Source organism: Phocaeicola plebeius DSM 17135, from assembly GCF_000187895.1.
Taxonomy (GTDB): Bacteria; Bacteroidota; Bacteroidia; order Bacteroidales; family Bacteroidaceae; genus Phocaeicola; species Phocaeicola plebeius.
The window spans coordinates 221,258-238,215 of the sequence record NZ_DS990118.1 but is presented as its reverse complement, the minus strand read 5'-3'; the positions used below and the strand labels follow the sequence as shown (position 1 = coordinate 238,215).

At 41.8% G+C, this 16,958-nt stretch carries 8 protein-coding genes; all 8 read left to right on the top strand.

What is annotated here, in order from left to right; genetic code table 11:
- Window positions 1-44 precede the first annotated feature (44 nt).
- The gene (locus tag BACPLE_RS00920; protein WP_007558014.1) at window positions 45-4,157 is read left to right on the top strand and encodes a phage tail tape measure protein; all 4,113 of its coding nucleotides are present in this window, start codon (window positions 45-47) and stop codon (window positions 4,155-4,157) included.
- Window positions 4,144-4,656 (top strand): hypothetical protein, encoded by a 513-nt coding sequence (locus tag BACPLE_RS00915; protein WP_007558013.1) that lies wholly within the window; start codon window positions 4,144-4,146, stop codon window positions 4,654-4,656. The genes BACPLE_RS00920 and BACPLE_RS00915 overlap by 14 nt, the downstream gene beginning before the upstream one ends.
- The gene (locus BACPLE_RS00910; protein WP_007558011.1) at window positions 4,646-5,434 is read left to right on the top strand and encodes a hypothetical protein; all 789 of its coding nucleotides are present in this window, start codon (window positions 4,646-4,648) and stop codon (window positions 5,432-5,434) included. The genes BACPLE_RS00915 and BACPLE_RS00910 overlap by 11 nt, the downstream gene beginning before the upstream one ends.
- Complete coding sequence (locus tag BACPLE_RS00905; RefSeq protein WP_007558010.1) at window positions 5,431-9,249, top strand: hypothetical protein; 3,819 nt, start codon at window positions 5,431-5,433, stop codon at window positions 9,247-9,249. Before BACPLE_RS00910 ends, BACPLE_RS00905 begins: the two co-directional genes overlap by 4 nt.
- Before the next feature lie 12 nt (window positions 9,250-9,261).
- Window positions 9,262-9,567 (top strand): hypothetical protein, encoded by a 306-nt coding sequence (locus BACPLE_RS00900; RefSeq protein ID WP_007558007.1) that lies wholly within the window; start codon window positions 9,262-9,264, stop codon window positions 9,565-9,567.
- 4 nt (window positions 9,568-9,571) lie between these two features.
- On the top strand, window positions 9,572-10,282 hold the full coding sequence (locus tag BACPLE_RS00895) for a hypothetical protein (protein ID WP_007558005.1): 711 nt from the start codon (window positions 9,572-9,574) through the stop codon (window positions 10,280-10,282).
- Window positions 10,283-10,284: 2 nt separating this feature from the next.
- Complete coding sequence (locus tag BACPLE_RS00890; RefSeq protein WP_007558004.1) at window positions 10,285-10,464, top strand: hypothetical protein; 180 nt, start codon at window positions 10,285-10,287, stop codon at window positions 10,462-10,464.
- 34 nt (window positions 10,465-10,498) lie between these two features.
- A partial coding sequence (locus BACPLE_RS00885; RefSeq protein ID WP_007558002.1) for a hypothetical protein occupies window positions 10,499-16,958 on the top strand: 6,460 nt, incomplete at its 3' end.

Sequence of the window (16,958 nt, the reverse complement as noted above, 5' to 3'; positions counted from 1 at the left end):
TGTGAAGATATGGGGCTTTCTTATATTTTAAAAATAAATGAATTATGGGTATTCAGAATAAAGATGGTGCATTATATTTTGCTACAGGCATAGATAATACCGGACTTTATAAGAGTCGTCGGGAAGCTATTGGTATAATAAAGGCGATGGCTGATGAAATTACATCGTTTGATGTGTTCGGAGGTATCGGTATCAGTGCAGGGATAGCCTTTGCTCGTGCGGCCAAAGAATCATACGATTTTGAAAAACGTTTTCAGAAAGCCATGCTTGAAGTTGCTACTCTTTCTAAAGAAGTAGACGGTAGTTTGACAGAATACATGAATCGTGTTATGGATATGATTCGTGATATTCCTATTGCCGGTGATGAAGCGGCTAAAGCATTGTATCAAATCGTGTCTGCCGGTCATGATGGAGCAAATGGTATGGAAATTTTAGAGGTGTCCGCTAAGGCGGCTACCGGTGGTCTGACTGAAACTGCAACGGCTGCTGATGCCATTACTACTATCTTGAATGCTTACGGTATGCAGGCAGATAAAGCAAAATCCGTGTCCGATAAGCTATTTACTACGGTCCGTTTAGGTAAGACCACGTTTGGGGAACTTGGCACAAGCATTGCCCAAGCAGCACCGATTGCTGCTTCATTTGGCATAAGCCTTGATGATGTACTGGCTGCTGTGGCTACTATAACTAAGCAAGGTGTACCGACATCGGAAGCCATGACAAAGATACGTGCTGCTATACTTGGTACAGCTAACCAACTCGGAGATGCAGCTTTCCAAGGCCGTACATTCCAAGAAGCATTACAGTTGATTTACGATAAAGCTGATGGTTCTGCAACCAAGATGAAAGAGTTGCTTGGTACTGATGAAGCATTGCAAGCTGCATTGGCTCTTACCGGAAAGAATGCCAAGGGAGCTTCTAAGGATTTGGTGGAGTTGGGAAATTCCGCTGGAGCTGCGGAAACTGCTTTTAAAAAGATGAATGATAGTACTGAAAATCAGTTGGTGCTTCTTCGTAATAATATAACTGCAGCACTCCGGCCAATGGGTGAGGAAATAATGAAGCAAGTTGCCGGTATCGCCGAAAGTTTTAATAATGCGTTTTCTAATGGGGATTTGGTAAACACATTATCTACCTTGCAAGATTTGTTGGTAGTAGGTGCTACGGCGTGGGGAAGCTATCGTGTTGCGGTATTGCTCGCTGCGCAAGCAGAGTTGTATCAACAGGGATTGGCTAAAGGGTGGACCCTATCGATGCAACTTCAAGCAAACTGGCTTAATATAGTCAGCAAGGCAAAGGAAATACTTGCCATGAAAACAAAAGCATTGAATGCTATAATGGCTAAAAGTCCTTATATGCTTATTGCAACAGCTATAGCTGCTTTGGGATATGCCATATATAAGCATATAACATACGTTAGTGAAGCAGAGAAGGCAAATAGGAAATTAAATGAGTCTTATAACGAGTGCATAGCGTTACAGTTGAAAGAGAAAAGAGCATTGGATGATGTATTTTCGGCATTGGCTCGCGCTAAGGAAGGGACAGAAGAGAGAAGGAAAGTGATAAACCTGATAAACGGACAGTATGGAAGTTATCTTAGTAATATGCTTACTGAAAAATCCTCTGCAGAAGAAATTAAGAGTGCTTATGACCGTATAAATGCTTCATTAAAAGAAAAGATTGCCTTACAGATACAAAACCAAGCAGCCGATGAAATCGCTACATCTGGAGTAAAGAAGCAGGCTGATGAGTTGGAGAATTTACGTAAGGGGCTTTCACAATATTCAAACAACGGCGGATTGGTAGAATTAACAGTTCAGAATATTGTAGATAAGGTGACAGAAGCGCAACGAGCCGGAACGGGAAACATGAAAGTTTTGTATGATACACAAAGAGAGCTGTTGAAAGGCATTGCTAGTGGCAATAGGCAGTTAAGTGATGAGGTTGTGGATGCTTTGGATGAATATATCAGAAGCGTTTATTCGACCGAATATAATATCTATCAAGTAAAAAAGAGATTTGCTCCGTTTATCAAAGGTCTGACTTCTGTCAATACTGGTACGACCACTACAACTACTACGACAACCGGCACAACTGTGGTTAATACAGAACCGGATAAAAAAGATTATAAAGGCGATATTGAGAATGCAAAAAAAGAACAGGGAAAACTGTTTGAACAATTTTCAATGGATTTGCAACAGATGAGAATCGATGCAATGGAAGAAGGAGAAGAAAAGTATCAAGCTCAGCGCCGTTTGGATTTTCAGAAAGAGTTGTTTTCGATAAAAGAACATGGAGAAGCTTTGATAAAGGCTCAACAAGAAATCGAAAAAAGACAATGGGAGGAAAGGAATAAAGGTAAGAAGAATAATGAAAAGGGAGTTTTCAAGCCTACAACTACATCCATAGAGCAGTTACCACAAGAGCAGAAAGACTTATTGAGTAATATGTATTCTGAAGCTCAAGTTAAGAATCTGGTGAATGAAGAAAAAATACTCAAGGAAAAATACGATGCCCTTATTGCCCAACTTGATGATTATAAGAGCCGCGAATACACTATAACCAAAGAATGGGATGAAAAGATTGCTCAAGCAGCAGGAAATGAGGAATTGGTAGATAAACTAACCAAAGGCAAAGAAAAAGCCTTGAACGAGTTAAATGCACAGATGTTGATGCAGTCAGATGAATGGGTAAAATTGTTCGGTGATTTGGATAACCTTACCATTTCCGAAATAGAAAATCTTATTCAGATAATCAAGTCGAAAGCTAAAGATTTGAAGCTGAACCCTATTAATCTGGATAAAGTCTTGGAGAAGCTGAAAGATGCGGAGAATGAAATCAAATCCCGTAACCCGTTCCGCAGCTTGGTTACTCATATAAAAGAATATCAGAAAGAGGCTGATAAGACTAAAAAGAAAGCATCCTTAAAAGAAATATTTGGTGATACTTCCGAAGTGCTTGGAATGGTGAACGAATGTTTTGATTCGGTCATAGGCGGTTTAAAGAACATGGGATTGGCTGGGGATGAAGAAACCCAAAAGTTACTTGGAAGTATATCCAATATGGTTGGGTCGGCAGGTGAACTGGCCGGTGGTATTGCTTCCATGAATCCGGCTGCTATGATTTCAGGTGCCGTTGGGCTTATATCTTCTGCATTTGATGTCTTTGACCGAAGAAGTCGTAAGGCTAATCGGGAAATTAAACAGCATCAAGAGAATGTGAAAAACTTGGAAAAGCAATACCGGCAGTTGGAACGTGAAACAGCCAAAGCTATCGGCAGTGAGAAATATAGCAAGCAGATAGAGCAGGTAAATAACTTGCAGCAAAAGATAATTGAAACAGAGGGTATGATAGCTGCCGAACAAAGCAAAAGGTCCAAAAAACGTGATGACGGGAAGATTGCTGATTGGGAAAGCCAAATAGAGGATTATAGGGATAAGATAGACGAACTAAAGCAGGGGATTGTAGACGAATTATCAACGACTGATTTGTATTCATTTTCCAATGATATGGCTTCGAGTATTGTCGACGGATTATGTAATGGTCTTGATAACGGCAAAGAAGCTATACAAGAAAAGATAAATGACTTGATGAAGAATGTTATAGCTAAACAGTTCGATGTTCTTGTAATTCAAAATGCCATGGAAGACATGTTTCAGGCTATGGCAGAAGCTGTTGATCCATTAAAGGCTGGAGGAGTTGAAATTACTAATTGGGAGATGGATCAAATTGTTGCGGCAGGGCAAAAGGGGAAGGATGAGATAATGAATAGTCTTGGAAGATATAAGGCTATACTTGAACGTCTCGGACTTATAAACGATGATATTGAAGATGAAATAGAAAATGGCGTTACTGGTGAGTTGCAGGCTGCGGTAACTGAGGGGACTGCTTCCCAGCTTGTAGGTCTATGGAATATGTCTGCTTTAGATATACGTTCTTTGCTTAATTTGAGCCATGAGCATTTTATAGAATGCCGGACGCAGCTTGCCAATATAGCTAATATTTATGTGCAGATTATTGGAATAAACAATAATACAAAAGCAACGGCAGATAATACCGGAACTCTTGTTGAAGAACTGAAAACGGGTATCAAATCATTGGAAACAAAGCTTGATGAAATAAGAAAAAACACTAAAAACTATAATGGGAGAGGATAGTATGGAACTGAAAGAACGAATTGCATTATTGGCAGGTGCTGCCGGAGCCTGCGATGAAGGGCTTCAAGAGTTGGCTGAAACAAAATCCAAGGCAGAGATGATTAGATGTTTCTTTGATAATATTAAGTTTTGTCTTTCAAGACATACCCCATCGAGTGCATTTATTCGCTCTAATTTTGGAGATATGATGCACGGACAAGGATTATATGCCGATGAAACAGTAAATGTGAAAAATCAAAAGGAAGTAGCCTTTGTGGGGGAATGTTATGCCGTAGTGGAAATAACAGAACGCATGATGTGCCGAATATGGGCTGCTGATAGTACAAAGCTGAATCTTCGGGCTTCCAATGGGGCACGCTTGATTATAGATGCTTTGGATAATGCAGATATAATCGTAGATGAATGTAGTGGTGCTCATGTTACGGTTTATCTATATGGCAATGCAACTTGTACGGGAGCTGATTTAATAGTTCGGAAAGGAGCCACTTATGAGTTATAAACTTGACGATATAGATATATCTTCTTACGATGCTTTTCCCTATGTAGGTCAGACAAAAGATTGTATTGCCATATCAGGAGTATTTGACCTTCCTAAGCGTAAAGGAACAACGGAATATAATTGGGGAACCGGTATTGAACCGTTTGTTGATGCTGAAGATATTGAACTGGATGGCCGGACTTTACTTCTATCTTTGGTGGTTCGCTCTGAAAATGTAAAATCCCAATTAGATAAGCTAAAGAAGGCTTGTATTTCATGCAGGCGTTTATTGACCGGATTTGGTAGCTTTAATGTTATCTGTAAGGATGAGATTTCTGTAGAAGAATATGTTACTTTGAATATGGCTATTGTGCAAGTAAAATTTTGGCAACAAAGCTATATTCCGGCAGAAATAGACATTAATCCGTCAGGTGGGAATAACTACGTAATGGATGGCTATTCTTTAAGTGCTGATTTTGGAATTTATGTATCTTCTCGTTCTGGTGTTGAGGCTATTGGAAAGCGGATAGAGATAGGTACGACTTTGCCATATATGCAAAATAAATATCGTGAGCCTACCACATTGACATTAAAGTGTACTATGCTGGGGAGCAGCTTGGAAAGGTTATACTTAAGCATGAGCAGGTTTTCAGCTTTGTGTATTAGTCCCGGTCTTAGAAATTTGACTCTGAAAGATAATGAGCGCATGAGAATATATTTTAAAGATGGAATAACCGTTACAGTGCGGACTAAGCATGTATTGGAATTCGATTTAAAATGTAGAGTAATGCAGCAATGATTGACATCTTAGAGGTATATCGTGTAGTTTCTGGAATTGATACCAAGGTAGCCAGTATTGCATCTGATGATGCTATATTGGCTAATGGCATAATGAGTAAGAATGAAGTATCGGTAACTGTGGTAACTGATACCATTCCTGATATTCAAGAGGGGGATTTTATAAGGGTTGGCGGAATAAAATATAAAATTAATCGTGCATCTGAATTTGCCGATAAAAGTTCTGTTAATCATACTACAACATACCTATTTGAAGCACCGGAATATACTTTAATAGATAAGATTCTCACCAATAAGATAACCAAAAGCGTCCGCGTTACTCTTACGGGAAAATTGAGAGATTGGTTGGAGTTGTTGATATGGAATGTCAACAAGACAAATGACAATCCTTTAGGGGTAGATACGGGGTGGCAGCTTGGCAATATTCCTGATACAGAATATATGACATTATCTTTTGACGGGATAGATTGCCGTAGTTTATTATCAGAGTTGGCTTCGGCGTATGGCTATGAGTATTATGTACATGACCATACGATAAATTATGTATCACGCATTGAAAATGAAAGAAATCTGACATTTACACAAGGGCAAGGTGGCGGATTGTATGAGGTAGAGCAAAGCAACGTTGATAGTGGTGATGTTACTACCCGTGTATATCCAGTTGGTGGAACAAAGAATATGGCTCCAGGGGAAGGCGATGAAGAAGGACGTTTGATGTTGCCCGAAAAGTATTTGGAAAACTTTTCAGAAACCAATCGGGCAGTTGAGAAAAAAATTGTCTTTGATGATATTCATCCCTCTTTTACTGGTTTTGTTGAGAATCCTACGGGGGAGAATTATCGTGAGTTTATATGCCGTGATATTGATTTTAATATTGACGAATTGGCTATTGGCGATGATGCGCGTATTAATTTTCTCACAGGAGATTTAATGGGAAAATCCTTTGAATTTAAGTGGGATAATTCTAATAAGAAAATAACCCTAATCTACCAAGAAGATGAATTGGCTCCCATTGATCCGGAAACCCAAAGCAGACCTCTTATCCCATCAACGGCCAAACATTTGAGAGGTGGTGAGGAGTTTAATTTTACCGGTATTCGTCTTGGAGAGGCATACAAGCAAGCTGCAATATCAAAGTTGCGTGAGAAAGCTACGGATTGGCTTGCTTTTAATTCGCAAAAAAGGGTAAAGTTTACTCTTGATGTGGATTATCGTTATATGAGGGAAAAAGGTGGCTTAGAGTGTGGGGATTTGATAACTGTAAGCATACCGTCTCGTAATATCAGTAGAATCATTCGTATTGTTTCCACAGAAAAGAATCTGAAAACCGGAAAACTATCGTGTGTCGTATCAAACTATCTGACAGAGAAATGGGAAGATAAGATAGAAGGGCAGATAAGTTCTATGCAGGCCACTATAAACGGCGGTGGTGGAAATGGTAGTGTTACGGTTCTGGAAAAGTATGATGAAAGACCTTTTACAGATAAGAATGTACTCTCATCGCTTCGCACATTGAAGGAAATAGCGGAAAATGCAGTAAGCAAAAAGTTAAACGATACAGCAGCGGGGTTAATAACATTTTTAAAAGGCATTAAACTTGGAGATTTTGTTCAAGGTAAATCAGGAGCCAATATTGATGATTTAGGGAATGCTGAATTTCTGACTGCTGTTATTCGGGAGCTGCTTCGCAGTACCAAGTTTGTAGATGGATTGATTGGTGAAGGCTGGCAGATATGGATAGACCAGCTTACCGGATTAAGTCATCTCACTATAGATAAAGCTACTATCCGGCAATCATTGGTAGCCCTTGAACTGCTAATACAGAAAGTGCGTAGCATAGGCGGTCAGTTTATCGTTTCTGCAGCTAACGGAAAAATAAAGGATGTTATTCGCCAAGGTAATAACTACCGCATCCTTTTTGAGCAGGAATGTGATTTTATGGTCCATGACTTGATGCGTTGCGCTGTTACTAGTGGTGCGTCTCGCAAGGCTTATTGGGTGGAAATTACTTCGGCCGATGTAAACGGCGTTACAGTACCTGTTTCCGAATTTGGTGGTGTAGCCCCAACTGTAGGCGATGAGTGTGTATTGATGGGTAATACAGAGAATAAGTTACGTCAGAATCTTATCAGTATATCGGCTACAGAAGACGGACAGCCTCGTATCGATATTTTGGACGGAGTAAAAGCCAAGAACTTCAACGGGTGTTTGCGCTGTCGTTTCGGTAATTTGGATGGTATTAAAGATAGTTCTTTTCCCGCTGACAAACAACCTAAAGGAAATGGGCTTTATGGCGATAACGTATATTTGAAAGGTACATTTGTCTTAATGACCGGTGAAGATATATTGACACGCTTTGAGATTACAGAGGGAAAAATACATTCAGCGGTAGAAGGCTTGCGCCAAGAAATACGTGAGGAGCAGAGTTATTTTGATAACACTTCTTTCGCTAACGGTATGGAGAAATGGACAACAGGGAAGAATGCAACTTTGCTGACATTGGGTGGAAAGTGGATATGGGCGAATAATGGTCCTTTGTCGACAAAACCGGGCGGTCATGCTGAAATACGCACAGACGGAAAGATACCATACGCATATATCCGAAACAGCTACATTATGCAACGGTTGGAAGATTTTCGCTTAGCGCCGGAATATAAGCAAACCAATAGTGAGGGGCTGAAAGTACCAGGGGTTGTGTATTTGTCTTTTACATATCGTGTAGTCAAAGCAGGTAGTTTGAAGATTGAGTTTGTTAATGCTGATAAAACCGGATTTGAAGATTTTGCCATGTTCGGATATGAGGAAGAACTTCCAGTATCTAATACCGAGAGGATGTTTACGCTTGATGGATTGTGGAATGGTACAGGGGATTTCAAGCTTTCTTTTACAGGTGTCATTTATATTTCTTTGCTGGTATTCTCCACAAATAAAGTGGATGCACTTACCTACAAATATCGGACACTGTTTGAACAAAGTGATCTTCTGGTGAAAATAGCAGCCGGTAATTTTGACAAGGATGGTAACATTCTTGAATCTTCCCAAATAGTGACCAAGGCTGATATGAACTTGTTGGCTTCCGGCCTTTTTGATGGAAAAGGGAATCTTGTTTCTGGAGCGGGATTGATTACGAAGAGTGATACGGCTGGAATGTTTGCTATTGACAGTGACGGAAATCTTAAATCATTCATCGGTGCCAGTACTGAAGGTATCAAGTTAAAGGCTGACAATATACAGTTGGAGGGGCTTGTTACAGCTAACGGAAACTTTAAGATATTGAAAGACGGAAGCATTGAAACTAATAATGCTAAGATTTATGGAACTGTATATGCTTATGAGGGTAAAATAGGTGGTTTTACACTTGATTCGGGGCGGTTATATTGGAAAGCCGGTGACTATTTCGGTAATGACTCGCGTAGCCTAAAACTCGGTGTGTCGCAGTCTGATATGGAAGGTATCGTGGATGTGGCTTTCAACGCAGCTACCCAAGGACGGTTCGGAGTGAAGTCTGTCGGTTCCAATTTGGGCGGGGCTGCCATTTATGCTTCCAGCAAGTCTTCTGGACAGAGCTATCCTATCAGTGCCAATACTTATGCTGGCTATTTTGATGGTGGTGTACATGTGAACGGGTCGGTGTATTGTAACGATATCCTGTCGAATAATTACGGTACGGGATGGAGTCTGGCCAGCGATGGAACCTACAGTTACCGGAAGGGTGTTTCTGGTACCTTCCAGTGGATTGTAAAGAGTGATTTTGCAACTTATAAATATACCCTTGAGGTTGTTAATGGTATTGTTGTAAAGATGACATATATTTAAAAGTTTAAGGATATGAAAGTGAATCTTAATGACTATTTCAAGGATTTTGACGGCCAGCCGTTGCGGATAAATAATGAGCCGCAAATTGTTGGTCATATTGTAGCGCAATGCCTATTTAATGGGACGAGCATTCGTCCGAGTGGTAACCAGCAGACAGATACTGATAAAAAGTTACGGGCGTATCGCTTGTGTATGCAGATAATGGATGCAGAAGGGGAAATTGATATAACGGCGGAAGATGCTGTACTAATAAAAGAAGCAGTTTCCGGTCTTACTCCTGGTTGCTATTCGCAAGTTGTAAAACTAATAGAAAGATAGGCTTATGGCAGAAGGAATAAATATCGAACAGATTGTTCAGGAGGTATTGGACCGTGTACTCCAATCTTCTACCGGTGTGGAGGATATGGAGACTGTAACCTCCCTTACCGGAGTGAAATCACTTCCCGGCCAGAAAGGGGATAAACTGGTGAATGTTCCTTTTGAACTGATAAGTAAGGTCGCGAATGATGCGGCTACCCGTGCGAATGCAGCAGCGAAAGAAGCGGAAGAATCCATTGCCGGATTGGAAGACAAGACGCAAGATGCTATTGATGCTGCCAAAGACGCAAACGATGCAGCAGCCAAGGCTGAAGATGCTGTAGAATTAGTGGAGAATACCACGATAGCATCCTTACAGGGGGCTACGGCTCGTTTCTCCGGTATTATTGAGGAAGGAGAGATTAAGCCGGATAAAAGTACCGTGCCGGGTGGGGAAATCGTGTGGGTAAGGAATGCGAAAAGGTTTGCCTACAGAGTAGAAGGTTCACTGCATGGTGATTGGGAATCCGATGGCATACCGTCATCTGCTATGTTCCAAAAGAACGGCATACCGCTTGCGGATAAGCTGTATATGCAAGGCACTTCTTTGTATGTGCTTGATGCTGGCGATCTAAAGGTATTGGCATATCGTCATGAGCCTATAAGTGAGGATGATTTTGAGGCATTACCTGAAAAGGATGATAATATATTGTACCTTATCTACGAGGAGGATTAAATATGATAAGCATACATGGAAAGGAAATAACGGCTGTATATGTGGGAAAACGTGCTCTATCGGCTGTTTATGTTGGGGCAAGGCTAGTATGGTCTGCCATAAGCAGTTGCTTTGGGATTGGTTATTGGAAAGGTGATGAGCCGTGGAACGGAGCGGACGCATGGAACGGTAGCAACAATTAACGAATAATTTTGATAATATAAAAGAGATAATATTATGGCAAAAAGAAAAATAAGCGGCATTATTGATGCTTCTGAGCATCCGATGAATCTTGAAACACCATGGAACCAAAAACAACCTGACGGTACATATCATGCCTATGCAGGCGATGACATCGAAGCGTTTCTAAAGAAGGAACTGTCAAACCGTACCCCTACCGAGGAACTGGTGAGCGGAGAGACGAAACCTCCTACATCCGGAACGGTGTTCGATGCAATGGTGGGAACGGTAACGGATATCGACGTGACAGATAGTGAGGATGGCACGCAGTATGTAATGACCGTGACGCAAAAAGCCAAGGAAGGCGGTGAGGAAACCAAAGAGGTGCGTTTTTCGAAATATACGGATGATGATAAGGTGGTGGTAAGCATTGACCTTACCGATACATCCGGCTCCATTCTTCCACCATCACAATATCTTGCTTTAGGAAGTGGATTTACAGTGAAATACTCGGTGGGTGTTGCTACTGCCGGAGGAAGTGATGTAGATGGTTACTCTGATCTAAAGGCAAGAGTGATTATAAAGAGAGGTTCTACTGTGCTTTCTGAATTTCAGAAAGCGGAATTTGTGGGAGTGGTAGCCGGACAGACTTATACTTTTGACGCTTCTCCTTATCTGAAAGATGCAACTGCCTATACAGTACAGGTAGAAGCGCAGGCTACCTATAACGGAGAAAGCCTTATGAAAACATCGGCGGCAAGGGTAACGATGGTGGCTATGGAATTAAGCACCACTTATTCGGTAGGTAACGGACTGGCTGACGGGGGATATAAAAATGATGTGAATATTCCTTTCACGGTTAAGGGTACTACCGGTGAGAAGAATATCCATTATCGCTTGAACGGAGGAGCACCTTATACGCTCGGTCTTTCTTCGGGTTCCGGTATTCAATCAAAGAATATAACCGTTCCTTTATCCGATATGGTAGAGGGGGTAAACGTAGTAGAAGCATACGCATTGCATGAAAATTCCGGTGTAATGAGTGAGGTGTATTACATTACGCTACTGAAAGCTGGGGATACGGTGAAAGAATATGTTGGAACAATGTTTGTCCATAAGGCGACAGGCTTTCAAAAGGAGTGGAAAAAACCGATATTGAACGCTGAACAGTTTACGGCATGGGACTTTACTTATGCAGCGTATGACCAAAAATCGAATACCGCTACGGTGAGGATAGAAAGCGGAAAAACGCTTGTTAAAGAGGATAGGTTGCCGAGGGGAGGGATAGGAAGCTATGGAAAGACAAATGTAAATGTTGAGCCTCAAAGTTATATACTATCTTGTGGAACTGCACAGGCAATACTGGATGTAAACACTTCATCCCACCCGGATATAGAAGCTATTCTGTCGCCCGATGCAGTATGCGCGTTTGATGCTTTCGGAAGAAGTAATACGGAAAATAATGCAGCTTCGTGGACGAGTGGCAGCAAGTATATGGAATTTGAGGAAGTGCTTTGGAGTGTAAATAATAATGGTGCAGGAAGTGGATGGTATAAGGATAGGCTTCTTTTAAGTAACGGTGCATCCATGACACTTACGGCCGATGGCGGTTATCATCCGTTCAACGAAGCTGATAAACCTATAGGCTACTCTATCCGTGAAGTTGGAATGACGATTGAAATCGAATACAGCACTGCTAACGTAACAGATACGAAAGCGGAGTTGATAACCTGTCTTGGCAAATTGAATAATGGAAACCGTTACGGTCTTGTAGTAACACCGGAAGAAGCCAAGTTCCTTACAGGTGTGGTAACCGAAGCAATGGATAGCGGTGAGATAATCCGTTACGAAGATAGTGTAGGTACAAAATTCGAGCCGGGTACGAATATAAAGATAACTTACGTGTTTTATCCGGATATAGAGGCTAACGAACAGAGAGGATTGATAGGTTTTTATGTGAATGGTGAGGAAAGTGCTGCATCGAAATGGTTGGATAAGGTGAATTTCGACATAACGGAACAATTACGTTTCAAATCGGACGGTGCAGACCTTTTTATCAAGAGTATCCGCATCTATGATAAGGCTTTGGCTTCGGATGAAGTCTTGAATAACTACATAGTAGACCGCAACCACTTGGAGGATACGGAGAACGAACAAGGGGTACGTTCGCTTGACGAGGATAATAGGGTGTTAAGTGAGGGTGATACCGTGAGCATGGATAAACTTATGGGAATGATGGCGAAACGCAAGAATTCGATACTGATGCTTATAGGTACAGGTAGCGTAGGAAGCGAGGTACCGAGCGAAAGCGATACGCTTAATGTTATGGATGCGTTGGCGCAGTTAAATAATAAGAAAGCGAATAAATTGGTGAGAGAAATTCGTTTCTATAATGGTGAGGATAGAAATTTGGATTTTATCCTGAAGAATGCTTATGCAAGAATACAGGGAACGTCATCCGTGAACTATGCGAGGAAGAATCTTCGTTTCTACTTCCAGAAAACAGCACCGGGTGAGACTGTAAGTTTGAGCTATGGTGAGATAGATGGAAACGGTAACCAAAGCAATCCTATAACCACTGAAGGTAAAAAGAATCTTTTCAAACTGCGTAAAAATTCTATCGGTGCGAAACTGGCGTGCCCGAAGTGCGATTTCTCCGATTCGTCCATGACTACCAACACTGGTGGTGCTAAATTCATACATGACGGACTAAAGGAAATGGGGCTTCTTACTCCTGCACAGAGGTATGCACAAGATCACGGAATTACGGACGACATCCGCTCGGCTATAGACGGTATGCCGTGCGACCTCTTTGTTGCGAAATCTGTGGATGATGATTTGACCTATTACGGGCAGTACAACACCAACAATGAGAAGAGCGATAGTTATCCGATATTCGGGCAGGACAAGACCATAGGCGAGGAAACATGGGGAGAGGGCGACACACTGAATTATCTCGAAGCCGATGAAGAGGGGCATAAGCAGTACCTTCCAATCTGCTTTGAAACATTGAACAACTCCAACCCCTGTTGCCTGTTCCAGTGGCTGCCGAGTACGGAAGCCGACCATGCAGACTTTATGGATAACAACTTCGATGGAGGACTGGAGTTTAACCACCCGAAAGACACTTTTTGGTCGGATGGAGGAGGTGATGAGGCCGAAGAACCCAATTTGAAAGACCACCTCGGCACCGGCGACAAGTACGACAAGATGTACAAGGCTGTCGATCGTATGATGGGCTTCGTTTATCGTTGTATGAAGGAAACAGAAGCAGGAAAGAATCTCACATATAACAAGGAAACACATTTGTTTGAAAGCGTGGATTATGAGGATGCAAATGGTAAATTTCCTAAAGCCAAGTGGACGAGTGGCACTTTCAAGAAAGAAGCGCACAAGTATTTCAACCTGCCATATCTGATAGCTTACTATCTGTACGTGGATTTTAATCTTGGTGTGGACCAGTTGGCGAAGAATATGTTGATAAGGACATGGGACGGTGTGATATGGTACACCACTTACTATGACGGTGACTGCCAGCTCGGAAGTGATAACAAGTCGTTCCTTACAGGAAGGTACGATGATAACCGCCAGACCAAACGTGATGGGGCGTATGTGATGCAGGGGCATAACTCTTGGTTATGGAATCTGATACTTGCGAATTTCTCTGAAATGATGACTGAAATAATGGTTAACGGCTATAATGGCGGTACTTCGTTTATGTCAGCTTTCAGCATTCAAAAGGCTTTAGACCATTTTGATACGGAGCAGATGAAAAAGTGGTGTTCAAGGTTGTATAACAAATCGGGTATTTTCAAATATATCTATCCGTTTTTGAATGAAATGCCGGTGGGTTCTGACGGAGCGAAACAGACCTATCCTCAGATTTATGGTTTGAAAGGGTCATTGAAGGCTCATAGAGGGTATTTTATAAAAAGAAGATATGACCTTAAGCAAGTGGAGTATGGTTATGTTTCCACTCTTGGAGCACAGTTTTACCAATCCACTGCATCGTTGGATGCCGGTTATATATTGAAGCCCATGCAGTTTGCTTTAACCATTCCCTATCGTGTGCAACTATCAACATCAAATGGTGTTCAGGCTGATAGCGGTGTGGTGGAAGCCGATACACTTCATACATTGCAGTTAAAAGGAATGTTCGGGGAGAATGACCCGCTGAAGATTATCGGTGCGGCCAAAATTAAGGAATTGGTATGGCATGAGGATGCCTTTGCTATTGGCTTTAACTTCGGTCTGTTCACTTCATTGGTTAAGCTTGACATGAGCGTAGAAAAGCCGGGTGGTTATCGTAATGGTTCGTTTATGTCTTCCACAAACGCTTTATTGCTACTGGAAGAACTTAATATGCGCAATAACCTGCTGGCCCGTAATGGCGACAACGGCAATGTTACCACTTTAGATTTGAGTTGGCAGGCTCGATTAAAAAGTCTGGATGTACAAGGAACAGGAATAACTCGCCTGCGTCTTGCTACGGGTGCACCGATTGTACGGTTATGTTTGCCGAATACATTGGAAGAATTATTCCTGGAGTATTTGACAAAACTTCCCGAAAGCGGACTCGTTTTGGAAGGTATCAATAATATTACGGGGTATCGCTTTGTGGGTTGTCCCGGTATCGATGGTTTTTCTTTGCTCGAAAAACTTCATGCGGCCAAAAAAGCAGGTACGGGAAAACTGGAACGTTTCAGTATTGACATAGACCGTGAAGATGATGGCTCATTGCTTGAAAAATATTACGAATATGGTACGTACACCTCTACAGGGGCGATTGATAACCGCCATTCCGGACTTCGTGGCACAATACGGCTAATGAAGTACATGGAGGATGAGGAAGCGGAAAAATATCGTGAGAAATATCCTGAATTGAATATTATCCAGCCTTCTTATAGTGTCATAGAGTTTGATAATAGCGTATCCGATGATGCTAACATATCAAATCTTGACAATAAGACTGGTTATAAATATGGCAATACATACGTAATGAGTGCCCATGTAGCAGCTATTTTTAAGAATCGATTCCGTGTACTTGCCAAAGTTACAAAGATGCCTACCAGTCGTAAGGAGATTATTGCCGGCCAAGAAGTGGAAGTTAATAATCCCGATGGTGAAATGACTTATTATCCGCTACATGAAAGCAGTTCTAACTTTTATGCTGATGCTAAAAATATTAATGATTGTACGGTTGCTAAGCTGAATGGTAATGAGGGTGAATGGATGATGTATGAGCCTTTCTTCTGGAGCAAAGGGATAAATGATTATCTGAATAACAGGCATTATAGCTGCTACAGTTCAAATGGGCTGGATAATATGCCGCCGATTCCTGCAGCTACAGTATTGACATTGGATGATATAAAAGGTACACAAGGCGGTTTCTTAGCTGAACGTAAAATCTTGAGCGGCAAACCAACATTAAAGGATTCTTATAGTAGTGATAAGACTTATTCTGTTTGTAAGGTTGATGTTGCCGGATATAAGCGTGTCCGTTTTCCAAGTGTTCCCGGTACTAACCTTGTTGGTAGTGTATTTGTTGATGCTTCCGGAAATGTGGTGAAAACTATAGTTGTTCCTACTATTGGCTTGAATTTTGAAGCGGGTATGTATCTGATTACCGAGATTCCAAGTAACGCTGTTGCTTTGCATTTTTCTATTTTGAATACGGCAGAGTTTGACAAGGTGGTCCTTTCAAACTCCGACAAGATAGAGGACATGGAGCCTGATTGGGTCGCTAACGATGAGCATCTGTGTGCTGTTGTTGGCAGTTCGGTTGTTGGTAGTAAGTTGCGTGCTTGTATTACTGGAGGCTCTACGGCTGCTGCTATGACATGGTCTGATTTTCATTACTACAGTCAGCAAAGAGGAATGCAACAGATAGATGCTTTGATGCACTCACGTATTGCTAATTTGTTCTATGCAAGATATGGGCGCAGGGATTGCCAGGAACAATGCGGTGCGGGGCAGCATACTTCTGCTCGTATAACTGGTGGTACAGCCGGTTATGGTATGCAGGATACAATCGGTTATGATGCAGCCTACGCCATAAATAACAAAGTAACAAATTCGCTTATCGACGGTCTTGTTCACCAATATGCGTGGTATATGAGTCAAGATGAGTACGGTGCGCCTATGGTTACTCAAGTAAACAATACATGCTGTATCGGTTACGAGGATATCTACGGGAACAAGTACGATATGATGGACGGTGTGGACTTGCCGAATGATAGCGGTAATCAGGGGAAATGGCGTATTTGGATGCCTGACGGTACTACTCGTATGGTGAAAGGTAAGACATCAAGTGACCAGTGGATAACAGGTGTTGCCCATGGTAAATACATGGATATCGTACCGGTAGGAACAGCTAACGGTTCGTCCAGTACCCATTATTGCGATAAGTATCATGTATCTACTGCAACCAGCCGTGTGGTCTCTCGCGGGTACCACAATGCGAATGCGAATGGCGGTGTGTCGTATGCGTGTGCGGTTAGCGATGCTTCGAGTACGG

What these genes read in the sequence shown, in the direction of transcription:
- BACPLE_RS00900 (WP_007558007.1), top strand. Translation starts at nt 9,262, where the DNA reads ATGAAAGTGAATCTTAATGACTATTTCAAGGATTTTGACGGCCAGCCG.
- BACPLE_RS00920 (WP_007558014.1), top strand. Translation starts at nt 45, where the DNA reads ATGGGTATTCAGAATAAAGATGGTGCATTATATTTTGCTACAGGCATA.
- BACPLE_RS00895 (WP_007558005.1), top strand. Translation starts at nt 9,572, where the DNA reads ATGGCAGAAGGAATAAATATCGAACAGATTGTTCAGGAGGTATTGGAC.
- BACPLE_RS00910 (WP_007558011.1), top strand. Translation starts at nt 4,646, where the DNA reads ATGAGTTATAAACTTGACGATATAGATATATCTTCTTACGATGCTTTT.
- BACPLE_RS00915 (WP_007558013.1), top strand. Translation starts at nt 4,144, where the DNA reads ATGGGAGAGGATAGTATGGAACTGAAAGAACGAATTGCATTATTGGCA.
- BACPLE_RS00890 (WP_007558004.1), top strand. Translation starts at nt 10,285, where the DNA reads ATGATAAGCATACATGGAAAGGAAATAACGGCTGTATATGTGGGAAAA.
- BACPLE_RS00905 (WP_007558010.1), top strand. Translation starts at nt 5,431, where the DNA reads ATGATTGACATCTTAGAGGTATATCGTGTAGTTTCTGGAATTGATACC.